This window comes from Vibrio sp. RC2502 (assembly GCF_054850435.1).
Window position 1 is genome coordinate 19,099 of sequence record NZ_CM141453.1, and the last position, 24,013, is coordinate 43,111.

13 protein-coding genes, 8 tRNA genes and 3 rRNA genes are annotated in these 24,013 nt (G+C 47.2%); 16 read left to right on the plus strand and 8 right to left on the minus strand.

The genetic code is table 11. The annotated features are described in order from the left end of the window. Window positions 1-115: 115 nt before the first annotated feature. Together fadA and fadB are read right to left on the minus strand one after the other, a co-directional pair. Window positions 116-1,291, minus strand: a complete 1,176-nt coding sequence (gene fadA, locus ACYJZR_RS00085; RefSeq protein ID WP_005458696.1) for an acetyl-CoA C-acyltransferase FadA — start codon at window positions 1,289-1,291, stop codon at window positions 116-118. Between the two features lie 15 nt (window positions 1,292-1,306). Beyond that, window positions 1,307-3,478 (minus strand): fatty acid oxidation complex subunit alpha FadB, encoded by a 2,172-nt coding sequence (fadB, locus tag ACYJZR_RS00090; RefSeq protein ID WP_461715834.1) that lies wholly within the window; start codon window positions 3,476-3,478, stop codon window positions 1,307-1,309. 257 nt (window positions 3,479-3,735) lie between these two features. On the opposite strand from fadB, the gene ACYJZR_RS00095 reads away from it, so the two are divergent. The 9 genes from ACYJZR_RS00095 to rrf all read left to right on the plus strand — a co-directional run bounded on the left by ACYJZR_RS00095 (window position 3,736) and on the right by rrf (window position 12,174). Further along, window positions 3,736-4,359 (plus strand): YigZ family protein, encoded by a 624-nt coding sequence (locus ACYJZR_RS00095; protein ID WP_017449305.1) that lies wholly within the window; start codon window positions 3,736-3,738, stop codon window positions 4,357-4,359. 46 nt (window positions 4,360-4,405) lie between these two features. Then, window positions 4,406-5,863 (plus strand): TrkH family potassium uptake protein, encoded by a 1,458-nt coding sequence (locus ACYJZR_RS00100; protein ID WP_005465049.1) that lies wholly within the window; start codon window positions 4,406-4,408, stop codon window positions 5,861-5,863. 9 nt (window positions 5,864-5,872) lie between these two features. Continuing rightward, window positions 5,873-6,400 carry a menaquinone-dependent protoporphyrinogen IX dehydrogenase gene (hemG, locus tag ACYJZR_RS00105; protein WP_406966432.1) on the plus strand — a complete coding sequence of 176 codons (528 nt, stop codon included), beginning with the start codon at window positions 5,873-5,875 and terminating at the stop codon, window positions 6,398-6,400. A 455-nt stretch (window positions 6,401-6,855) separates the two neighbouring features. After that, window positions 6,856-8,408, plus strand: a 16S ribosomal RNA gene (locus ACYJZR_RS00110). Between the two features lie 89 nt (window positions 8,409-8,497). Further along, window positions 8,498-8,573: transfer RNA gene (locus tag ACYJZR_RS00115), tRNA-Glu, on the plus strand. A 2-nt stretch (window positions 8,574-8,575) separates the two neighbouring features. Next, window positions 8,576-8,651, plus strand: a tRNA-Lys gene (locus ACYJZR_RS00120). A 30-nt stretch (window positions 8,652-8,681) separates the two neighbouring features. Continuing rightward, window positions 8,682-8,757 (plus strand) — tRNA-Val (locus tag ACYJZR_RS00125). Window positions 8,758-9,076: 319 nt separating this feature from the next. After that, window positions 9,077-11,967, plus strand: a 23S ribosomal RNA gene (locus ACYJZR_RS00130). Window positions 11,968-12,058: 91 nt separating this feature from the next. Then, window positions 12,059-12,174 (plus strand): 5S ribosomal RNA (gene rrf, locus ACYJZR_RS00135). Together the 16S, 23S and 5S rRNA genes with 3 tRNA genes alongside form the textbook arrangement of a ribosomal RNA operon. 110 nt (window positions 12,175-12,284) lie before the next feature. Here the strand turns inward: rrf and ilvY are convergent. Beyond that, complete coding sequence (gene ilvY, locus ACYJZR_RS00140) at window positions 12,285-13,175, minus strand: HTH-type transcriptional activator IlvY (RefSeq protein ID WP_005455228.1); 891 nt, start codon at window positions 13,173-13,175, stop codon at window positions 12,285-12,287. A gap of 143 nt (window positions 13,176-13,318) precedes the next feature. On the opposite strand from ilvY, the gene ilvC reads away from it, so the two are divergent. Next, window positions 13,319-14,803 carry a ketol-acid reductoisomerase gene (gene ilvC, locus ACYJZR_RS00145; protein WP_025501944.1) on the plus strand — a complete coding sequence of 495 codons (1,485 nt, stop codon included), beginning with the start codon at window positions 13,319-13,321 and terminating at the stop codon, window positions 14,801-14,803. A gap of 183 nt (window positions 14,804-14,986) precedes the next feature. Here ilvC and ubiK read toward each other — a convergent pair whose 3' ends face one another. From ubiK to ACYJZR_RS00165, 4 genes are all read right to left on the minus strand, one after another. After that, on the minus strand, window positions 14,987-15,238 hold the full coding sequence (gene ubiK, locus ACYJZR_RS00150) for a ubiquinone biosynthesis accessory factor UbiK (RefSeq protein WP_005487540.1): 252 nt from the start codon (window positions 15,236-15,238) through the stop codon (window positions 14,987-14,989). 131 nt (window positions 15,239-15,369) lie between these two features. Further along, window positions 15,370-18,492: a multidrug efflux RND transporter permease subunit VmeD gene (gene vmeD, locus ACYJZR_RS00155; RefSeq protein ID WP_005478703.1), complete on the minus strand. Its 3,123-nt coding sequence runs from the start codon at window positions 18,490-18,492 to the stop codon at window positions 15,370-15,372. A gap of 11 nt (window positions 18,493-18,503) precedes the next feature. Next, window positions 18,504-19,610: a multidrug efflux RND transporter periplasmic adaptor subunit VmeC gene (gene vmeC / locus ACYJZR_RS00160; protein ID WP_005487557.1), complete on the minus strand. Its 1,107-nt coding sequence runs from the start codon at window positions 19,608-19,610 to the stop codon at window positions 18,504-18,506. 18 nt (window positions 19,611-19,628) lie between these two features. Continuing rightward, a complete protein-coding gene (locus ACYJZR_RS00165) occupies window positions 19,629-20,210 on the minus strand; it encodes a TetR/AcrR family transcriptional regulator (RefSeq protein WP_005487525.1) in 582 nt (193 codons plus the stop codon). A 169-nt stretch (window positions 20,211-20,379) separates the two neighbouring features. On the opposite strand from ACYJZR_RS00165, the gene rep reads away from it, so the two are divergent. Then, window positions 20,380-22,395, plus strand: a complete 2,016-nt coding sequence (rep, locus tag ACYJZR_RS00170; RefSeq protein ID WP_069497001.1) for a DNA helicase Rep — start codon at window positions 20,380-20,382, stop codon at window positions 22,393-22,395. Between the two features lie 92 nt (window positions 22,396-22,487). Here rep and ACYJZR_RS00175 read toward each other — a convergent pair whose 3' ends face one another. After that, window positions 22,488-22,901 carry a c-type cytochrome gene (locus tag ACYJZR_RS00175; protein ID WP_005455203.1) on the minus strand — a complete coding sequence of 138 codons (414 nt, stop codon included), beginning with the start codon at window positions 22,899-22,901 and terminating at the stop codon, window positions 22,488-22,490. A 337-nt stretch (window positions 22,902-23,238) separates the two neighbouring features. Between ACYJZR_RS00175 and ACYJZR_RS00180 the strand changes: the two genes are divergently transcribed. The 5 genes from ACYJZR_RS00180 to ACYJZR_RS00200 all read left to right on the plus strand — a co-directional run bounded on the left by ACYJZR_RS00180 (window position 23,239) and on the right by ACYJZR_RS00200 (window position 23,798). Next, window positions 23,239-23,315, plus strand: a tRNA-Arg gene (locus ACYJZR_RS00180). Between the two features lie 32 nt (window positions 23,316-23,347). Beyond that, a tRNA-His gene (locus ACYJZR_RS00185) sits at window positions 23,348-23,423 on the plus strand. 72 nt (window positions 23,424-23,495) lie between these two features. Then, window positions 23,496-23,572: transfer RNA gene (locus ACYJZR_RS00190), tRNA-Pro, on the plus strand. 49 nt (window positions 23,573-23,621) lie between these two features. Further along, window positions 23,622-23,697: transfer RNA gene (locus tag ACYJZR_RS00195), tRNA-His, on the plus strand. Between the two features lie 24 nt (window positions 23,698-23,721). Next, window positions 23,722-23,798: transfer RNA gene (locus ACYJZR_RS00200), tRNA-Pro, on the plus strand. The last annotated feature ends 215 nt before the right edge of the window (window positions 23,799-24,013 follow it).

Sequence of the window (24,013 nt, forward strand, 5' to 3'; positions counted from 1 at the left end):
TTGTGCATAAATTATAGGGTGCCTAATAAAAGAAAAGGCGACATAAGATGCCGCCTTAAGTGTAATACCAAATTTTGCTGGTATTGGTTGATTACCTAACTGGTGATGTTAAGGACTACGGGCGCTCAAAGACTGTTGCGATACCCTGACCAAGACCGATACACATGGTCGCAAGGCCGTATTTGGCGTCCTTGGCTTCCATTAGGTTGATAAGCGTTGTTGAGATACGTGCGCCAGAACAACCCAATGGGTGACCTAGAGCAATCGCGCCGCCATTCAGGTTCACTTTTTCGTCCATCACCTCAAGCAGACCTAGGTCTTTCGCACATGGCAGAGATTGCGCTGCAAACGCTTCGTTTAGCTCGACAACGTCCATATCTTCAATTGCAAGACCTGCACGTTTCAGCGCTTTTTGCGTTGCAGGTACAGGGCCGTAACCCATGATGGATGGATCGCAACCTGCGATCGCCATGCCTTTGATTCGTGCGCGAATCTTCAAACCAAGTTCATTGGCTTTCTCTTCGCTCATGATCAGCATTGCGGATGCACCATCGGATAGGGCTGAAGATGTACCGGCTGTTACGGTACCGTTCGCTGGGTCGAATACCGGGCGAAGTTGAGACAGACCTTCAACGGTGGTCTCTGGACGAATCACTTCATCGTAATCTAACTGGAACAACGTACCGTCTGCTGCGTGGCCTTCGGTTGGTAGGATTTCGTTTTTAAAGCGACCTTCCAATGTTGCTGCGTGAGCACGAGCGTGAGAGCGCGCCGCAAACTCATCTTGTTGCTCACGGCTGATACCATGAAGCTTACCAAGCATTTCAGCGGTTAAACCCATCATACCAGCGGCTTTGGCGACATTTTTCGACATGCCAGGATGGAAGTCTACACCGTGGTTCATTGGTACGTGACCCATGTGCTCGACACCGCCGATCAGGCAAATTTCCGCGTCACCTGTCATGATTGCACGAGTACCATCATGCAGGGCTTGCATAGATGAGCCACACAGACGGTTCACGGTTACCGCGCCAATCTCAATTGGTAGGCCAGCAAGCAGCGCTGCATTACGCGCGATGTTAAAGCCTTGCTCAAGCGTTTGTTGCACACAGCCCCAGTAGATGTCTTCAATCTCACTTGGGTTCACTTGCGGGTTGCGTGCCAGAATGCCTTTCATTAGGTGCGCAGAAAGGTCTTCTGCACGAGTATGACGGAAAGCACCACCTTTAGAGCGACCCATTGGGGTACGTAGACAATCGACTACGACAACGTTTCTGGTTTGATTAGTCATTTTGGGAATCCCTCCTTAGATAGAACCTTGCTGTTGCGCGCCGTAGAAGCTTTCGCCTTTCGCCGCCATATCAATCAACATTTGCGGAACATGGTACATCGCGCCTAGATCAGCGTGCTGTTTTGCCATTTCAACAAATTCAGCAATACCTACGCTGTCTAGGTAGCGGAATACACCGCCGCGGAATGGAGGGAAACCAAGGCCGTAAACCAGCGCCATATCTGCTTCTTGAGGAGTTGCAATAATGCCTTCTTGCAGACACAGCACCACTTCGTTGATCATCGGAATCATCATACGTTGGATGATGGTTTGCTCATCGAACTCTTGTTTATCCGCGCAGACGTCTGCCAGTACTGGCAAGATATCTTCAGTGAAGGTTTTCTTAGGCTTACCTTTTTTATCAATGGTGTAGCTGTAGAAACCGTTGCCATTCTTCTGACCGTATTTGTTGGCTTCGAATAGAGCATCAATCGCGTCACGACCTTGTTTTCCCATTCGCTCAGGGAAACCTTCTGCCATTACCGCTTGTGCGTGGTGCGCAGTATCGATGCCGACTACATCAAGTAAGTACGCCGGGCCCATCGGCCAGCCAAATTTGCGTTCCATGACTTTGTCGACTTTAGTGAAGTCTGCACCGTCACGAAGCAACATGCTGAAACCGCCAAAGTACGGGAATAATACGCGGTTGACGAAGAATCCCGGACAGTCGTTCACGACGATTGGGGATTTACCCATTTTCGCTGCGTAAGCCACTACGCGGTTGATGGTTTCATCAGAAGTTTTCTCACCACGGATGATTTCAACCAAAGGCATGCGATGCACAGGGTTAAAGAAGTGCATACCACAGAAGTTTTCTGGGCGTTTAAGTGATTGTGCCAATAGGTTGATTGGAATCGTCGATGTGTTTGATGTAATGACGGTGTCTTCACCAACGTGCGATTCGACTTCGCTCAGTACCGCTGCTTTTACTTTTGGATTTTCGACAACGGCTTCAACAATCACATCTGAGTTTTCGATGCCTGCGTAATGTAGGCTTGGGGTAATTGATGCCAAAATTCCCGCCATCTTGAAGCCGTCGATACGACCTTGAGCAAGGCGTTTGTTTAGCAGTTTAGACGCTTCGGTCATGCCTAAATCGAGAGATGGTTGGGCGATGTCTTTCATCAATACTGGCACGCCTTTCAGCGCAGATTGGTAAGCGATGCCACCACCCATGATGCCTGCACCTAATACCGCTGCTCGCTCAGTGTCTTTGCTTGCTGATTTCGCCGCTTTTTTCGCGATGCCTTTGATGTATTGGTCGTTGAGGAACAGACCAACCAGAGCTTTGGCTTCTTCTGATTTCGCGAGTTTAACGAAGTATTTGCGTTCAATGTCGAGTGCTTCGCTACGTGCAAAGCGTGCGCCTTCTTCAATCGTAATAACTGCAGTCATTGGCGCAGGGTAGTGTGGACCTGCTTTTTGTGCCACTAGGCCTTTTGCCATTGTGAAGCTCATCATCGACTCTAGCTTGCTGAGTGTCAGTGGCGAGGTTTTTTGTTTACGACGTGCTTGCCAATCGATCTTTTCGTTGATAGCTGAAGTCAGTGTTTGCAATGCGGATTCATACAACGCATCAGTTTCAACCACAGCATCCAATAAACCAATCTTCAAGGCCTCATCTGCACGACATGCTTTGCCTTGCGTGATGATTTCCATCGCGCTATCTGCACCGATAACGCGCGGCAAACGCATACAACCACCAAAGCCTGGCATGATGCCCAGTTTGGTTTCTGGTAGGCCAATGCTGGTGGTTTTATCACCGATACGCATGTCGGTAGCCAGTACGCATTCGCAGCCGCCGCCAAGTGTGTGACCTTTAAGTACTGAGATTGTCGGAACGGGTAAGTCTTCTAGTTTATTGAAGATGCTATTGGCAAATTGTAGCCATTGATCGAGCTCGGCGTTTGTTTTAGCGAAGAGGCCCAAGAATTCAGTGATGTCTGCGCCAACGATGAACGCGTCTTTATCTGAAGTGAGCATTAAGCCTTTTAGACCTTGATGTGAAGTCAACGCATCAAGAGCCTTATCGAGAGACTCTAGCGTTGCTAGGTCGAGCTTGTTTACGGATTTAGGGGAGCAGAAGCTCAGCTCTGCTATGCCATCTTGTATTTCCTTTACCTGTAGGGTGTCGGCTTGGTAAATCATTGTCTATCTCCATGACATACAATCGTGGATTGTCTGTATACCTATTGTTAGTGCTGAATTCGTCGGCAAATAAGTATCGAGGAAGTCGTTTATTCTTATTCTGGTTTGACCAGTAAAGTTAGTTTGGATCGCGGATTGTTTAATTTCAATACATTTTTTAAACAAGTGTTTAACATTGTGCGCTGTGGCAGATCTTATGCGACTCTGAATTCACTCTCGTGATAGACTTCGAGCAAAGTAAACATTGACCTAATGCTATGAATGACCAGCCTTATCTGATTCCCTCAGCGCCAGCTCTGTTTGAAGAAGAAATCAAAAAAAGTGTCTTTATTACCTACCTCGCACACACGCCAAGCGTTGATGCGGCGAAGGCGTTTGTTGATCAAATTAAAGCCAAACACTCGGATGCAAGACACAATTGCTGGGGATTCGTAGCGGGCAGACCTGAAGATTCAATGAAATGGGGCTTTAGCGATGACGGCGAGCCGTCCGGGACTGCTGGCAAGCCAATTTTGGCGCAGCTATCGGGCTCTGGCGTGGGAGAAATCACTGCGGTAGTGACGCGATATTCAGGGGGCATCAAGCTTGGTACTGGCGGTTTAGTCAAAGCTTACGGCGGTGGGGTGCAGCAAGCTCTCAAGCTGCTTCAAACTATTGAGAAAAAAATAACCACAAAACTCAGACTAACGTTAGACTATGGGTTTATGCCTATCGCACAGTCGATCATGCCTCAATTTGGTGCGGTAGAAGTCGCTGCTGAATATAGCGATCAGGTAATATTAGTGGTGGAAATTGAGCTTCGTGAAGTGAGCGCGTTTACCCAAGCTATCATCAATAAAAGTGGGGCAAAGGCAATTGTAACCCCACTCGACGGACAATAATGAAAACCAGGAAGCAACAGGGACAGCTTCGCTAGTCAATCAATCCATGCAATTTCGTTCAATTATTCGAATCGTCGGGCTTTTGCTCGCGCTTTTTAGTGTCACCATGTTGGCACCCGCACTGGTTGCGCTTCTTTATCGAGACGGCGCTGGTGTACCTTTTGTCACGACTTTTTTTGTGCTGCTTTTTTGTGGAGCGATGTGTTGGTTTCCTAACCGTCGGCATAAACATGAGCTCAAATCACGTGATGGCTTTCTTATTGTTGTTCTTTTCTGGACGGTTTTGGGCAGCGCGGGTTCGCTTCCATTTTTAATCGCAGATAATCCCAACATTTCTGTGACTGACGCTTTTTTTGAATCCTTCTCTGCTTTAACTACGACAGGGGCGACCGTTATTGTCGGACTTGACGAGTTACCTAAAGCGATTTTGTTCTACCGCCAATTTCTACAATGGTTTGGTGGGATGGGGATCATCGTACTTGCGGTCGCTATTTTGCCAGTGTTGGGCATCGGTGGGATGCAGTTGTACCGCGCAGAAATTCCGGGTCCAGTGAAAGATACCAAAATGACCCCGCGCATAGCCGAGACAGCAAAAGCGCTGTGGTACATCTATTTAAGCCTGACAATCGCTTGTGCGGTTGCTTTTTGGCTCGCGGGCATGACGCCGTTTGATGCCATCAGCCACAGCTTCTCTACCATTGCAATTGGTGGCTTCTCCACTCACGATGCCAGCATGGGCTACTTCGACAGCTACGCGATTAACCTGATTACCGTGGTGTTCTTGCTGATCTCTGCTTGTAACTTCACTCTGCACTTTGCGGCATTTGCCTCTGGTGGGGTTCATCCTAAGTATTACTGGAAAGACCCGGAGTTCCGCGCGTTCATCTTTATTCAGGTGTTACTGTTTTTGGTTTGCTTCTTACTACTATTGAAGCACCACTCTTACACATCACCTTATGATGCGTTTGACCAAGCGTTATTCCAAACTGTCTCAATATCGACAACCGCAGGTTTCACCACAACCGGTTTTGCAGATTGGCCATTGTTTTTGCCAGTGCTGTTACTGTTCTCCTCTTTTATAGGAGGATGCGCAGGTTCGACCGGTGGTGGTATGAAAGTGATCCGCATTTTGCTTCTTACCTTACAAGGTGCGCGTGAGCTTAAACGTCTAGTTCACCCAAGAGCGGTGTACACCATCAAAGTCGGAGGTAGTGCGCTACCGCAACGTGTGGTCGATGCTGTATGGGGATTCTTCTCAGCATACGCGTTAGTGTTTGTGGTATGTATGTTGGGTTTGATTGCAACAGGCATGGACGAGTTAAGTGCATTTTCTGCCGTAGCAGCGACACTCAACAACCTTGGCCCTGGATTGGGCGAAGTCGCACTTCACTTTGGTGATGTAAACGACAAAGCGAAATGGGTGCTGATCGTCTCCATGCTATTTGGTCGTCTGGAAATATTTACCTTACTTATTCTACTCACGCCGACGTTTTGGCGTAGTTAAGGGGAAATCGTGGCAAAAGCATTATTTCTATACTCTTCTCGTGAAGGGCAAACCAAAAAAATCTTCCATTATATAGAAGAGCAATTAACAGACTTTGAATGTGAGCTGGTGGATTTACATAATGTAGAGACGATGGATTTCAGCCAATATGAAAAAGTGCTCATTGGTGCCTCTATTCGTTATGGTCACCTAAATAAGAAGCTATACCAATTTATTGAACGCAACCTCACTCAGCTAGAACAGAATAAAGTGGCTTTCTTCTGTGTGAACTTAATCGCTCGCAAAGAAGACCAAGGGAAAGATACCCCAGAAGGAAGTGCCTACATTCGTAAGTTCCTAATCAAATCTCCTTGGAAGCCAACATTAATTGGAGTCTTCGCTGGTGCCCTTTATTATCCGCGCTACGGTTGGTTCGACAAAATGATGATTAAGTTCATTATGTCGATGACTGGTGGTGAAACGGACACGACTAAAGAAGTGGAGTACACCAACTGGGAAAAAGTGGCTCTTTTCGCGGATAAATTCAAAGAACTGTAGAAATAACGTGCTCTTTTAAGTGGTTTTGCTGCAATTTCATCCGAACGATAAAAAAATCAAAAAAAACGTGAAAAAGGGCTTGCCAATGTGATCGCAATCTCTATAATGCCACCTCGCTGACACGGCAACGCTTCGAAAGAAACGAAGTCGAGGTTAGCAAGCCAAATTAGCCAAGCGGAAACGCTTGAAGAAAGTTTGAAAAAAGTGATTGACACTAAACTTTAACTCGCTAAAATGGCCGTCCTGTTTTGAGCAAAGCTCATCAGGAAAAGCTCTTTAACAATATAGACCTATCAATCTGTGTGGGCACTCGTTGATGATAATCCAATTCGATACTTCGGTATCAAATTAGGTTTCAATGAAACGAAGTGACCATTGAATCTTCGGATTCAGCACAGTCAATTCAAACATTACTTTATGTAATGTTCAGTATTCATTGAGCCGAACAAAATCTTAAATTGAAGAGTTTGATCATGGCTCAGATTGAACGCTGGCGGCAGGCCTAACACATGCAAGTCGAGCGGAAACGAGTTATCTGAACCTTCGGGGAACGATAACGGCGTCGAGCGGCGGACGGGTGAGTAATGCCTAGGAAATTGCCCTGATGTGGGGGATAACCATTGGAAACGATGGCTAATACCGCATGATGCCTACGGGCCAAAGAGGGGGACCTTCGGGCCTCTCGCGTCAGGATATGCCTAGGTGGGATTAGCTAGTTGGTGAGGTAAGGGCTCACCAAGGCGACGATCCCTAGCTGGTCTGAGAGGATGATCAGCCACACTGGAACTGAGACACGGTCCAGACTCCTACGGGAGGCAGCAGTGGGGAATATTGCACAATGGGCGCAAGCCTGATGCAGCCATGCCGCGTGTGTGAAGAAGGCCTTCGGGTTGTAAAGCACTTTCAGTCGTGAGGAAGGTAGTGTAGTTAATAGCTGCATTATTTGACGTTAGCGACAGAAGAAGCACCGGCTAACTCCGTGCCAGCAGCCGCGGTAATACGGAGGGTGCGAGCGTTAATCGGAATTACTGGGCGTAAAGCGCATGCAGGTGGTTTGTTAAGTCAGATGTGAAAGCCCGGGGCTCAACCTCGGAATTGCATTTGAAACTGGCAGACTAGAGTACTGTAGAGGGGGGTAGAATTTCAGGTGTAGCGGTGAAATGCGTAGAGATCTGAAGGAATACCGGTGGCGAAGGCGGCCCCCTGGACAGATACTGACACTCAGATGCGAAAGCGTGGGGAGCAAACAGGATTAGATACCCTGGTAGTCCACGCCGTAAACGATGTCTACTTGGAGGTTGTGGCCTTGAGCCGTGGCTTTCGGAGCTAACGCGTTAAGTAGACCGCCTGGGGAGTACGGTCGCAAGATTAAAACTCAAATGAATTGACGGGGGCCCGCACAAGCGGTGGAGCATGTGGTTTAATTCGATGCAACGCGAAGAACCTTACCTACTCTTGACATCCAGAGAACTTTCCAGAGATGGATTGGTGCCTTCGGGAACTCTGAGACAGGTGCTGCATGGCTGTCGTCAGCTCGTGTTGTGAAATGTTGGGTTAAGTCCCGCAACGAGCGCAACCCTTATCCTTGTTTGCCAGCGAGTAATGTCGGGAACTCCAGGGAGACTGCCGGTGATAAACCGGAGGAAGGTGGGGACGACGTCAAGTCATCATGGCCCTTACGAGTAGGGCTACACACGTGCTACAATGGCGCATACAGAGGGCAGCCAACTTGCGAAAGTGAGCGAATCCCAAAAAGTGCGTCGTAGTCCGGATTGGAGTCTGCAACTCGACTCCATGAAGTCGGAATCGCTAGTAATCGTGGATCAGAATGCCACGGTGAATACGTTCCCGGGCCTTGTACACACCGCCCGTCACACCATGGGAGTGGGCTGCAAAAGAAGTAGGTAGTTTAACCTTCGGGGGGACGCTTACCACTTTGTGGTTCATGACTGGGGTGAAGTCGTAACAAGGTAGCGCTAGGGGAACCTGGCGCTGGATCACCTCCTTAAACGATGATTACTCACGATGAGTGTCCACACAGATTGATACGGTTTATAAAGTAAAGAGAAGAAGAGTTCCCAAACTCTTCAATCCAGTGTCCCGTTCGTCTAGAGGCCTAGGACACCGCCCTTTCACGGCGGTAACAGGGGTTCGACTCCCCTACGGGATACCATTGGGTCGTTAGCTCAGTTGGTAGAGCAGTTGACTTTTAATCAATTGGTCGCAGGTTCGAATCCTGCACGACCCACCATTCTTCTCCACGAAGAATTAAAACTTATGTGGGCGATTAGCTCAGTTGGGAGAGCACCTGCCTTACAAGCAGGGGGTCACTGGTTCGAGCCCGGTATCGCCCACCATTCTCTAAGTATTTTTGGATAGGAATTCCAAACCACTTCAGTAAGACGTATGTGGTTAGAATCTTCGACTCTGAAAGTCTTTAGAAAATGTACTTCCTTGTGAAGAAACATTGCTCTTTAACAATTTGGAAAGCTGACAAAACAACAATTTATTGTTGTTTGTAAAGTTCTCAATGTTTGTCTTTATGACAAACACCAAAATAACACATTCAAGTGTTCTTGGAATTTGAGTCCGGCAAAATCGAGTCTGCATCATGTATAAAAATTGCAGACAACTTTGGTGACTTGTTCATCAACTCGAAACTCCTTCGGGTTGTATGGTTAAGTGACTAAGCGTACACGGTGGATGCCTTGGCAGTCAGAGGCGATGAAAGACGTAGTAACTTGCGATAAGCCCAGATTAGGTAGTAACAACCATTTGAGTCTGGGATTTCTGAATGGGGAAACCCACGTGCATAAGCACGTATCCTTACCTGAATACATAGGGTAAGGAGGCGAACCGGGGGAACTGAAACATCTAAGTACCCCGAGGAAAAGAAATCAACCGAGATTCCGAAAGTAGCGGCGAGCGAAATTGGACTAGCCCTTAAGCTTTACACGCGTTAGACGAACGGTCTGGAAAGTCCGACGATACAGGGTGATAGTCCCGTAGTTGACGACGTGTGTTCAGTGAAATCGAGTAGGGCGGGACACGTGATATCCTGTCTGAATATGGGGGGACCATCCTCCAAGGCTAAATACTACTGACTGACCGATAGTGAACCAGTACCGTGAGGGAAAGGCGAAAAGAACCCCTGTGAGGGGAGTGAAATAGAACCTGAAACCGTGTACGTACAAGCAGTAGGAGCAGGCTTTGTCCTGTGACTGCGTACCTTTTGTATAATGGGTCAGCGACTTATATTCAGTGGCAAGGTTAACCATCTAGGGGAGCCGTAGGGAAACCGAGTCTTAACTGGGCGTTCAGTCTCTGGATATAGACCCGAAACCAGGTGATCTAGCCATGGGCAGGTTGAAGGTTGAGTAACATCAACTGGAGGACCGAACCGACTAATGTTGAAAAATTAGCGGATGACTTGTGGCTAGGGGTGAAAGGCCAATCAAACCTGGAGATAGCTGGTTCTCCCCGAAAGCTATTTAGGTAGCGCCTCGGACGAATACTACTGGGGGTAGAGCACTGTTAAGGCTAGGGGGTCATCCCGACTTACCAACCCTTTGCAAACTCCGAATACCAGTAAGTACTATCCGGGAGACACACGGCGGGTGCTAACGTCCGTCGTGGAGAGGGAAACAACCCAGACCGCCAGCTAAGGTCCCAAATTACTACTAAGTGGGAAACGATGTGGGAAGGCTCAGACAGCCAGGATGTTGGCTTAGAAGCAGCCATCATTTAAAGAAAGCGTAATAGCTCACTGGTCGAGTCGGCCTGCGCGGAAGATGTAACGGGGCTAAGTAGTAAACCGAAGCTGCGGCAATGTGCTTTTGCACATTGGGTAGGGGAGCGTTCTGTAAGCGGTTGAAGGTGTGTGGTAACGCATGCTGGACGTATCAGAAGTGCGAATGCTGACATGAGTAACGATAAAGGGGGTGAAAAACCTCCTCGCCGGAAGACCAAGGGTTCCTGTCCAACGTTAATCGGGGCAGGGTAAGTCGACCCCTAAGGCGAGGCCGAAAGGCGTAGTCGATGGGAAACGGGTTAATATTCCCGTACTTCTTACAATTGCGATGGGGGGACGGAGAAGGCTAGGTGGGCCTGGCGACGGTTGTCCAGGTTCAAGTGCGTAGGCTTAAGAGTTAGGTAAATCCGGCTCTTTTTAAGGCTGAGACACGACGTCGAGCACCTACGGGTGTGAAGTCATTGATGCCATGCTTCCAGGAAAAGCCTCTAAGCTTCAGATTGTAAGGAATCGTACCCCAAACCGACACAGGTGGTCGGGTAGAGAATACCAAGGCGCTTGAGAGAACTCGGGTGAAGGAACTAGGCAAAATGGTACCGTAACTTCGGGAGAAGGTACGCTCTTGATGGTGAAGTCCCTCGCGGATGGAGCTGACGAGAGTCGCAGATACCAGGTGGCTGCAACTGTTTATTAAAAACACAGCACTGTGCAAAATCGTAAGATGACGTATACGGTGTGACGCCTGCCCGGTGCCGGAAGGTTAATTGATGGGGTTAGACTTCGGTCGAAGCTCTTGATCGAAGCCCCGGTAAACGGCGGCCGTAACTATAACGGTCCTAAGGTAGCGAAATTCCTTGTCGGGTAAGTTCCGACCTGCACGAATGGCGTAATGATGGCCACGCTGTCTCCACCCGAGACTCAGTGAAATTGAAATCGCTGTGAAGATGCAGTGTACCCGCGGCTAGACGGAAAGACCCCGTGAACCTTTACTACAGCTTGGCACTGAACATTGACCCTACATGTGTAGGATAGGTGGGAGGCTTTGAAGCACGTACGCCAGTATGTGTGGAGCCGTCCTTGAAATACCACCCTTGTAGTGTTGATGTTCTAACGTCGACCCCTAATCGGGGTTGCGGACAGTGCCTGGTGGGTAGTTTGACTGGGGCGGTCTCCTCCCAAAGAGTAACGGAGGAGCACGAAGGTGGGCTAATCACGGTTGGACATCGTGAGGTTAGTGCAATGGCATAAGCCCGCTTGACTGCGAGAATGACAATTCGAGCAGGTGCGAAAGCAGGTCATAGTGATCCGGTGGTTCTGAATGGAAGGGCCATCGCTCAACGGATAAAAGGTACTCCGGGGATAACAGGCTGATACCGCCCAAGAGTTCATATCGACGGCGGTGTTTGGCACCTCGATGTCGGCTCATCACATCCTGGGGCTGAAGTCGGTCCCAAGGGTATGGCTGTTCGCCATTTAAAGTGGTACGCGAGCTGGGTTTAGAACGTCGTGAGACAGTTCGGTCCCTATCTGCCGTGGGCGTTGGAAGATTGAAGGGGGCTGCTCCTAGTACGAGAGGACCGGAGTGGACGAACCTCTGGTGTTCGGGTTGTGTCGCCAGACGCATTGCCCGGTAGCTAAGTTCGGAATCGATAACCGCTGAAAGCATCTAAGCGGGAAGCGAGCCCTGAGATGAGTCTTCCCTGATACTTTAAGTATCCTAAAGGGTTGTCGGAGACTACGACGTTGATAGGTCAGGTGTGTAAGTGCTGTGAGGCATTGAGCTAACTGATACTAATTGCCCGTGAGGCTTAACCATACAACACCCAAGGGGTTTTGATGGACTCGAAGCAAGAACAGAATTGAATGTGTAGAGAACACAAAAACAGCTTTCCGAATTAAAGAATTTGCTTGGCGACCATAGCGTTTTGGACCCACCTGACTCCATTCCGAACTCAGAAGTGAAACGAAATAGCGCCGATGGTAGTGTGGGGTTTCCCCATGTGAGAGTAGGACATCGCCAGGCTTTAAATTTGAAGAAGCCCACTCGAAAGAGTGGGCTTTTTTGCATTTCAGAGTTCTGAAAATTAGGGTTATAAAAAATAACCCAAGTAATTCGAATCCATATACCTATTATTAAGGTGCAATGTATTTGCTCTCCGCTACCTTCCAAAAAGCTTTCACTAATGGGTTTTCTAACTGGTTTTTGGTGCAACAGACGCCAAGTTCAAATGGCTTAATTGGCAATACTTTTAAGCGATTAATCTTTTCCCTTACTGGACTGTTGTTGATTACGACATCCGGTGCGATACCCACCCCACATCCCAATGCAACCATGCTTACGATGGCCTCATGTCCAGACGTTTGCGCGTAGATATTCGGTTTTATTTTCATTTTTTTGAGCCAAGTATTAGCCCTGTCCCTTGCTGTGCCTGCTTCCGGAAGAATGAATGGAATGATTGACCAATCTGGCTGCTCCTTTTGCAATTCCTCAGCAAATGAACTGACACCGACAGGAGCGATGACAGACAGAGGGATTTCACTGATCGTTTCAAACGCGATTTTGTTTGGCATCTGCTCCGATTTGGCTGAGATGGCAATATCGGCTTCATCTGCTAGTATTTTGTCGATTGCTTGAGCTGGGTCACCGGTTGATAGCTTAAATTCAATAAAAGGATGCTGAAGACGAAAATCGGAAATTAACTCTGGTAAATGGCTGTAGCTGGCGGTCACCGAACAAAAGAGACGGATTTCCCCCTTTAGCTCGCCTTCGGTTCCTTTTATATGGTTTTGATACTGTTGCCATTCACTAAGAATTTTTAACGCGACAGGCATTAATTTTTTGCCTTGGGTTGTCAGCTCTACACTGCGGTTATCGCGAACAAACAGCTGTTGATTTGTTTCTTCTTCCAACTTTTGTATTTGCCGACTGAGGGCAGAAGGACTGATGTGCATGGCTGCAGCGGTTTTGGCAAAACTTTTACTCTCACAGAGATGAATGAAAAGTTGCAGGCTTTTGATATTCATTAAATCTTCATTTCCATGTTGCATAAATTGCAATAAGTAATTGTGAATATATCACTTTAAGCAACGTTATGTCTGTTTTAGTATGAAGTTATTCGGTAAGACGGTTACCGACCTTTATGGAAGAATGTTTAAGGAGCACCCAGATGGCTAACTATTTCAATACCCTAAACTTGCGCGAGCAATTGGATCAACTTGGTCGTTGTCGCTTTATGGACCGTGAAGAATTTGTATCTGAAGCGGATTACCTGAAAGGTAAAAAAGTGGTCATTGTGGGCTGTGGTGCTCAAGGTCTAAACCAAGGCCTAAACATGCGCGATTCTGGTCTTGATGTGTCTTACGCGCTACGTCAAGCTGCGATCGATGAACAGCGTCAATCGTTTAAAAACGCCAAAGATAATGGCTTTGAAGTTGGTAGCTACGAAACGCTAATTCCTCAAGCAGATCTGGTTGTTAACTTAACTCCAGACAAACAGCACACTAACGTTGTTGAGACGGTGATGCCACTAATGAAAGAAGGCGCTGCACTAGGTTACTCTCACGGTTTCAACGTTGTGGAAGAAGGCATGCAGATTCGTAAAGATCTGACCGTTGTCATGGTTGCTCCTAAGTGTCCTGGTACAGAGGTTCGTGAAGAATACAAACGTGGTTTTGGCGTTCCTACCCTAATCGCGGTTCATCCAGAGAATGATCCGAAAGGTGAAGGTTGGGATATCGCGAAAGCTTGGGCTGCAGCTACAGGTGGTCACCGTGCGGGTTGTCTTGAGTCTTCTTTTGTCGCTGAGGTGAAATCAGACCTAATGGGTGAGCAAACCATTCTATGTGGCATGCTACAAGCGGGGTCTATCGTATGTTACGAGAAGATGATTGCTGAAGGCATTGATCCGGGTTATGCAGGTAAGCTACTGCAGTACGGTTGGGAAACCATTACGGAAGCTCTGAAATTCGGTGGTATCACTCACATGATGGACCGTCTATCTAATCCAGCGAAAATCAAGGCGTTCGAGCTTTCTGAAGAATTAAAAGACCTAATGCGTCCACTGTATAACAAGCACATGGACGACATTATTTCTGGTCATTTCTCTAGCACCATGATGGCTGACTGGGCAAATGATGATAAAAATCTTCTAGGATGGCGTGCAGAAACTGGTGAAACTGCATTTGAAAATTACCCAGAAACGGACGTTGAGATTTCTGAGCAAGAGTACTTCGACAACGGCATTCTAATGATTGCAATGGTTCGTGCTGGGGTTGAACTGGCATTTGAAGCGATGACAGCTTCTGGAATCATCGATGAATCAGCGTACTACGAGTCTCTACATGAACTTCCGCTGATTGCTAATACTATCGCACGTAAGCGTCTATATGAGATGAACGTGGTTATCTCTGATACGGCTGAATACGGTAACTACCTATTTGCTAACGTAGCAACGCCTTTATTACGTGAGAAATTCATGCCTTCTGTTGGTACAGAGGTTATTGGTAAAGGTTTAGGCGAAACGTCTAACCAAGTGGATAACGCGACTCTTATCGCAGTGAACGAGACTATCCGTAACCACCCAGTGGAATACATTGGCGAAGAACTACGTGGCTATATGACGGATATGAAGCGCATCGCGGTTGGTGGCTAATTCTCTTCGCTGTACAGCATTGAAGATATTAAATGAACTCCAGACAGAGTGGAGTCGATAAATACAAAAAACACGACATCTAATTAAAAGGCTTGGTCTCCGTTGACCAAGCCTTTTCGTTTTTAGTCGATTTGTCCATGTGCTGATAAGAAAAACGCTCCTGTCGAAGGAGCGTTTAGGGGCTTATTTATCAGCTAGCTTTTCTTCAAGCTCGGCTAATTTCTTTTCCATTTCCGTCAGCTTTTGACGCGTGCGTAGTAAAACTTGAGTTTGAACATCAAATTCTTCGCGGCTTACTACATCTAGCTTATTTAGTTGGCCTTGGATTACTTGGCGAACTTTTTGATCAACGTCTGCGCCTAGCTCTTTTACTGGTGCTGGCATTGAGTCATGAATTTGTTTAGCAATTTGCTCTAATTTCTTTGGGTCAAACATAGTGGCTAAAACTCCTTTTGATTTGCCGACATTCTAAGTAAATGATACGGGAAAGTCGCCATTTAGATGGTAAAAAAGAGAGCAGCAATAAAAAAGGCCACCGAAGTGACCTTTTTCTTAGCTTCTTGAGCTTATTTGTTTTCTGCTAGTTCGCGGTGCGCTGCTTTCGCTTCATCAACTCGAGCTAACTTTTCCAAGTCTTTATCTTCAACAAAAACTGGCAGTGGTTTGTGTTTTTCAGCTAAGTAGCTGTAAATCACAGGTAGTACGAATAGTGTGAACAACGTACCAATTGCCAAACCAGCCACGATTACGATACCGATACTAAAGCGCTGTGCTGCGCCTGCACCCGTTGCGTACATGAGTGGGATAAGACCCGCAATCATCGCCGCAGTGGTCATAAGAATTGGACGTAGACGAACTTTCGCCGCTTCCATTACCGCATCAATTCGAGACAGTTTGTTGTGCAATTGCTCTTCTTTTGCTACTTCACAGATCAAGATACCGTGTTTGGTGATCAGACCGACCAACGTGATCAGACCGACCTGCGAGTAGATGTTCATCGAGGCTGTGCCCCAAGCCAAGGCGATCAACGCACCACACACCGCTAGCGGTACCGATACCATGATAACAATCGGGTCACGAAGTGATTCAAATTGAATCGCAAGAACCAAGAAGATGATGGCTAACGCAAGACCAAATGTTGCGTATAGCGCGCTACCTTCCGTCACGAACTGACGTGCTTCACCCATGTAGTCGTGGTTGTAACCGGCAGGCAGTTTGTTCTGCGCTACGTCCTCGAACCAGTTAATTGCATCACCCATTGCGACGCCAGGCGATGGTACAGCACCAACGGTTGCTGAGTTCAGCTGGTTGAAGTGAGGCAGTGAGCGAGGCTCGGCGACAACATCAATAGTGATCAGGCTACCAAGTGGTACTGCTTTTCCATCCACAGAACGAACGTAGTAGTTCTTCATTGATTCTGGATTTAAACGCCATTTACGTTCAACTTGAGGAATTACCTCGTATGAACGGCCATTTAGGTCGATACGGTTTACGTAGCCATCAGCCATCATGGTGCTTAGCGTGATACCGATGTCTTGCATCGTCACACCGTATGCGCCCGCCTTGTCTTTATCGATCTTGATCTTCATGGTTGCAGAGTCGTAGTTCAGATCTAAGTCCGAGTAGACGAACATTGGACTGCTGGCTACGTCTGTCAGAACGTCGCTTGCGATCGTAAACAAGCTTTCGAAGCTGTTTGGTGTCGTGATAACGAACTGAATTGGTAGACCTGAACCCGCACCAGGCAGTTCTGGCATCTGGAATGCCGTGATTGACATGCCTGGTACGCTTGCAACTAATCCACCAACACGTTTGGTGATCTCAGATTGGCTGGCTTCACGCTCACTCCAAGGTTTAAGTGTTGCTAGACCAAACGCTTGGTTCGAGTTAGGAACACCGTTAAATACCTGCGCGTATTCTACCTCTGGTTGATCCGACAGAATCTTGTTTACATCGTTCATGGTGTTTTGGATGTAATCCAAGTTCGCGTTCGAAGGCGCCGTACCCATTAGTACAACCACACCTTTATCTTCCGAAGGTGCAAGTTCACTAGGAATGAACTTGAACAAGACTGGTAAGCTTGCAAATACAATGATTGCAAACGCAATAACAACCGGACGATGAGCCATTACCGCTTTCAACATGCCTTCGTAACGAGTGGTCATGCCATCAAGGATATGGTGAACTTTTTGCTCAAACTTGCTTGGCTTCTCGTTCGCTTTCAGCATCTTCGAACACATCATTGGTGATAGTGTCAAAGCGATGATGCCGGATACGAATACTGAACCTGCCAGTGTCAAAGCGAACTCTTTGAACAATGAACCGGTGATACCACCCATCAATGCGATCGGTGCGTACACTGCACCTAGCGTCAATGTCATCGCGATAACTGGAACCGCAATTTCACGCGTACCAATGATTGCAGCTCGGAATGGCGACTCCCCTTCTTTGATGTGACGGTCAACGTTTTCTAGTACAACGATCGCGTCATCCACCACCAGACCGATGGCAAGAACCATTGCTAGTAGCGTCATCAAGTTCCAAGAGAAACCCATTGCCTGCATCACCATTGCCACACCAATCAATGAAAGTGGAATGGTTACGATAGGAATGATTACCGCACGGAATGAGCCCAGGAACAGTGTGATAACCACAAGTACGATGACCGCCGCTTCCAGGATGGTTTTCACCACCTCGTGAATCGATTCGTTGATCGCAATCGTAGAGTCGTACATCACGTTCATTTTGATGTTGCTTGGTAGGTTGCGCTCAAGTTGAGGCAACAGATCAAGCACGTCTGCCGCGATGTTGATCGGGTTAGCACTTGGCGCTGCGTTGATCGCCGCAACCACGGCTTCTTGACCGTTTGCACTTGCACGGTAAACGTCGTGACTCTTCTCTAGCGTTACTTTAGCGATATCACCTAGGCGAATCACATCCCCTTCACCAGTTTTCACAACTAAAGCTTCAAGTTCAGCAACGTTTGATACCTGAGTATCTGCGCTACCGTTGTAAAGCACGAACTCACCCGTTGCTTGACCCGTTGCAGATTGGTAGTTGTTGGCGTTAAGAACGCTCATCACATCCGTTGCAGTCAGCTTCAAAGCGCCCATTTTGGCAGGATCTAGCCATACGCGTAGTGCGTATTTCATACCACCATAGAGATCAACTTTGGACACACCGTTTACGGTGAACAACTGCGGGTTGATTACACGCTCAAGGTAGTCAGTGATCTGGCTTGAAGATAACTCGTCACTCGTAAAGCCGATGTACAGTACTGCCGTTGTCGAACCAGTCGACATGGTTACGGTTGGGTCTTCGGCTTCTTTTGGAAGCTGTGAACGTACCGAGTTGGTTTTCGCCAGAATGTCAGACAACGCCGCATTCGGGTCAGTATTCAACTTCATGTTTACAGTAATGGTCGATTTACCCAGTACCGATTGAGAAGTCATGTAATCAATGTTGTCGGCTTGTGCTACTGCTTGCTCCAAAGGCTGAGTAATAAAGCCTTGGATTAAGTTGGCACTTGCACCGTAGTAACTGGTGGTTACGGTAACCACCGTATTTGTCATTTCAGGGTATTCACGAACCTGCATTTTGAACACTGCTTGCAAACCAAGTAGTGCAATCAAAAAGCTGATCGATACCGCTAAAACTGGACGTTTTATAAAAACATCAGTAAAGCGCATGATGCCTCCAATTAAAGCATTGGTGTTTCAGCAGGTGGAGTAATGGCATTGCTTTCAACAATGCTAACTTTCGCGTGGTTACTTAAACGGACTTGGCCCGACGTCACCACAACATCACCTGGTTTCACGCCTTCCAAGATGTGTGCGATGTCTTTAGTACGTTCGCCCACTTTAACTACGTGTTGTTTCACGCGCTTTTCACCATCTTCTTCTGTCACGATGTAGACGTTATCGCCGTACAAAGTGAAGGTGATTGCTGTTTGAGGTAGCGTCACTTGGTTTGCCAATTTAGGCATGATGATGTTTGCACGTGCGAACATACCGCTGCGAAGTTTGCCATCGCTGTTTGGAATGTCAGCTTGTACTTGGATCAGACCACTTTGTACATTTACTGCAGGTTCAATGGCAGAAATTGAGCCTTTGAATGGCTGATCTGGGTAGGCATCTACAAAAATATCCACTTCTTGGTCAAGTTTGATACGCGAGATGTCTGTTTGAGGCACGGTAAAGCGCAGACGCATTACACTGCTATCTTCTAGACGAACAATGTCGCTACCAGCTTGGATGTATTGACCAAGATAAACGTTACGGATACCAACCACACCTGCAAATGGCGCTTTGATTTCACGACGATCGATGGTTGCTTTTAAACTCTCGATATCTGCTTTAAGCGAGTAGTAGTTTGCTTCAGCTTCATCGTAAGCTTCTTTAGAAATAGAACCTTTCTTAAACAGACCTTGGTAACGTTTGTATTTCGCTTCTGCTGCAGGAAGTTTCGCTTGTGAACTCTTCAAGTTCGCTTTTTCCACTTCAGAATCAAGCAAAACGAGGGGTTGGCCAGCTTCAACTTGAGTACCTGATTCAAAAGCGATCTTGTCGATAACACCGCTCGTTTCGTTCGCTACCGTCACACCTTGGTTTGGCTCGATAAAACCGATAGCCTCGATCACTGGTACCCAATCCACCGCTTTTACTTCCGTAACGGTTACTGGGAACTCAGGTTCAGGACGGTTTGCCATGTATTCAGCGATCTTTTGTTGCTTAAATAAATTGAAACCTATCACGCTGCCGAACAAGAGAACGGCGATAAGTAACATAAAGAAAGTCCACTTTTTCATTCTATTAAGAACTCCAAGTTAGTGTTTAATAATTGCATCCCAACTGGCTTCAATGGCTGCTTCCAGCGCATCGTCGTCCAATTGATAAAATCCCAAAGCATGTTTTCTCGCAAGCGCGACGCTTGCTTCAAAGCTTAATCCAGAGAGCACTTCGTTATCGAGAGGCTTAAAAACCCCTTCTTCTTTGCCCTGGTTGAAAAGGCGATCTACTTGGGCAAACATTTTTCGCTCAAGTTCCCACGTCTTGTTTCTTGTTGTGCAAGGTAACGAATCATATTGAACTCGATTACTGATGGCGTTTAAGTTGGAACCCGCCAAATTCCAGATGTTGAGCCACATGGTTCGATAGCGTTCCTTCAATGGCATGTCGTCATTAACGCCCGCTTGCACTGCAGAGGCAATGCGTTTGGCTACGTTAAGACGCACTTCTTCCAATAGATGTTCTTTGTCTGAGAAATAGCGATAAATCGTCCCGGCGGCGACACCCGCTTCGTTGGCCAGCTTTTGCATAGAAAGCCCTTGAAAGCCAGACTCTGCAATTAACTGCTCCGCAGCGGCAAGTATTTGATCGCGTTTATCTACAGCAGGGTTGTCCGTCATAATCCTACTACCAGTGAATGAACGTTCATTCATTATAGCTTAAAGTCTGGTCTACTATGCAACAGAATGTTGCACCAATCGGGGTAAAATTTACGAGAAAATCACCGTAGCATTCAAAGAGCCACCCCTTTATCATAGGCGCCACATTTGTCACCCGCAGAGAATTTGTATGAAGCTGAACCCTAGACAAGATGAAGCCGTAAAATACGTGTCTGGTCCATGCTTAGTGCTTGCCGGCGCAGGCTCAGGTAAAACGCGCGTAATTACTAATAAAATTGCTTACTTGGTTCAGCAATGTGGTTACAAAGCAAGAAACATCGCGGCCGTGACCTTTACCAACAAAGCCGCGCGCGAAATGAAAGAGCGTGTTGGTCAAACCTTGGGTAAAGCCGAGTCGAAAGGTTTGATGGTTTCTACTTTCCATACCTTGGGTTTGAATATCATCAAACGTGAGTACAAGCAGCTTGGGTTAAAAGCGGGCTTTTCGTTGTTTGATGATCAAGACCAGATGGCGCTGTTGAAAGAGTTGACGGAAAAGCAACTCGACGGTGATAAAGACCTACTCAAACAACTATTGAGTACGATCTCCAACTGGAAAAACGACATGTTAACGCCAGAGCAAGCCAAAGCGATGGCGAAAGGCGAGCAACAACAGCTGTTCGCTTTTTGTTTTGAGATGTATCAGAAGCAGATGAAGGCGTACAACGCGCTCGATTTTGACGACCTGATCCTGCTGCCGGTATTGCTGCTGCGTAATAATGAAGACGTGCGTCAGCGTTGGCAAAATCGCATCCGCTATCTATTGGTTGATGAATACCAAGATACCAACACCAGTCAGTATGAACTGGTCAAATTGATTGTGGGTGAGCGCGGTCGCTTGACCGTCGTGGGTGATGATGACCAATCGATTTATTCGTGGCGTGGTGCCAAACCGCAAAACTTGGTGCTGCTCGGGCAAGATTACCCGAATCTGCGTCTGATCAAGCTGGAGCAGAACTATCGCTCGACCAGTCGAATTCTTCGTGCTGCAAACATTTTGATTGCCAATAACCCGCACGTGTATGAAAAATCACTGTTCTCAGAAATTCCTGACGGCGAAAAACTGAAAGTGTTGCTAGCCAAGAACGAAGAGCACGAAGCAGAAAGGGTCACGGGTGAGTTGATTGCGCACAAGTTCTTAAATCGCACGGAATATCGAGATTATGCGATTTTGTATCGTGGTAACCATCAATCGCGTTTGATTGAAAAATCACTGATGCAAAACCGCGTACCCTACAAACTGTCTGGCGGTACGTCGTTTTTCGCGCGTGCCGAAATCAAAGACATCATGGCGTATCTTCGAGTGTTGGTGAACCCTGACGATGACAACGCATTTCTGCGAATTGTGAACACGCCGCGACGCGAAATTGGCCCGGTAACGTTAGAAAAATTGGGCAGTTACGCCAATATGCGCGGCAAAAGCCTATTTGAAGCAAGCTTTGAAATGGGATTAGAGCAACACCTATCGGGACGTGGTCTCGAAAATCTGCGTTGCTTTACACAATGGTTGGTGGCGATAGCCGATCAAGCTGAGCGAGGTAACACAGTAGAAGCTGTTCGCTCCTTGGTTCGTGACATTCATTACGAAGATTGGCTGTACGAAACATCAGCCAGCCCGAAAGCTGCTGAAATGCGCATGAAGAACGTTTCGGATCTCTACTCTTGGATTGTGGCTGACTTAGAAGGTGACAATTACGACCAAGAAGAGAAAACGCTAAAAGAAGTGGTTCAACGTTTGACCTTGCGTGACATGATGGAACGCGGCGAAGAAGACGAAGACAGCGATGCCGTTCAATTGATGACATTACACGCATCAAAAGGTCTAGAGTTTCCTTACGTTTATTTGATTGGTTCGGAAGAGGGCATATTGCCGCATCAAACCAGTATTGATGAAGATAACGTCGAAGAAGAGCGACGCTTGATGTACGTAGGCATCACCCGCGCACAGCGAGAGCTGACGTTTACCATGTGTAAAGAGCGTCGCCAGTTTGGTGAGTTGATCAAGCCGACTCAAAGTCGTTTTTTGGATGAGCTGCCGTTTGATGATGTCGAATGGGAAGTGAACAAAAAGCCTGTGTCTCAAGAAGAACGAATGGCAAAAGGTCAGGCGCACATTGCAAACCTGCGCTCGATGTTTAAGAAGTGATCACTTTGGTATCACTGTAAATCAAGTTCACTCCAAACAAAAAGGCTTGCCGATTGGCAAGCCTTTCTTATTTCAGATGAGTGGCCGCTGGATTACAAGCCATCAATCATGTGGTCGATGGCTGCAATGATTTCATCATCAGAACAGTCCATACATGTACCTTTTGCTGGCATCGCGTTGAAGCCTTCAAGCGCGTGCTTCACTAGCACGTCTTTGCCTTGCGCGATACGCGGAGCCCAATCGTCAGCATTGCCCGATTTTGGCGCGCCGTTTACACCAGATGCGTGACAAGCAATACAAAAAGTACCGTAAACTTTGGCGCCATCACGTGGACCGGTTGGTTCTTCCTTCACAGGCTCTGAACCTGCTAGATAAACATCACCGACAGGTTTGATGCGTTCTGCGATCGCATCGTATTCAGTTTGGCTGATGTCAGAAGCTAAAGCTGCCGTAGAGAAAGTTAAGGCAGCGAACAAAACGCTAATCATTTGTCGAGACATATCCATTAAACCCACTTCACATTCCCGAGGTAAGTGACTTACCTATTTATATAGTTAGAGTATTGATACCGCGTCGAGAAAATCATTCGAAATCTCTCCGATGGCATAAAATGATTAAACAACTTGGTTGCGGCTGTTAAATCAATGTAAATAATGGGTGATTATATCCCGATAACTTGTTGCAATAAACAACAACTTATCCATGACAGGGCGTGAATCACATCAAAAATACACTTTAAAGGCAGATAACTGTCGAAAAAGAGACCAAACGATAAAAAAAGTAAAAAAAGTACTAGACGGCATAGTGTGATATCCGTATTATTCCACTCCGCCGATAGGGCATGCGCCCGTAGCTCAGTTGGATAGAGCGTTGGCCTCCGGAGCCAAAGGTCGAAGGTTCGAATCCTTTCGGGCGTACCATACCCCGGAGGAAAAGTCGGTAAAACTCAATGGTGGCTATAGCTCAGTTGGTAGAGCCCCGGATTGTGATTCCGGTTGTCGCGAGTTCAAGTCTCGTTAGCCACCCCATTCTTTCCTTTTTGGATAGAATACGGTAGCATTGCTTCCCATCTTGATGTTGAATCAGGATAAAACATAAGTCGGTGAATAGCGCAGCTTGGTAGCGCATCTGGTTTGGGACCAGAGGGTCGGGGGTTCGAATCCCTCTTCACCGACCACTATCTAGTTTATGGCTACATAAGTAGCGGTGAACATAAAAATTTGATGGTGGCTATAGCTCAGTTGGTAGAGCCCCGGATTGTGATTCCGGTTGTCGCGAGTTCAAGTCTCGTTAGCCACCCCATTCTTTCTATAAAGAATACATGCTCGGTGAATAGCGCAGCTTGGTAGCGCATCTGGTTTGGGACCAGAGGGTCGGGGGTTCGAATCCCTCTTCACCGACCACTATTTAAAGCCTCAGTCGAAAGACTGAGGCTTTTTTGCATTTTAGCCACTCTATTTTCCTCCATATTAGCTGAGAATGGCTAGCCAGAAGATTTCTATCAGCAGAATCTCGCTTTGCGTTCGAATTGTAAGGTTGGTGCAGCTTTTGGTGCTTTAGACCACCCATGATCCCAGAGCTTTTCGCGCAGATAAAATAAACCCCAGCTCAATGTCTG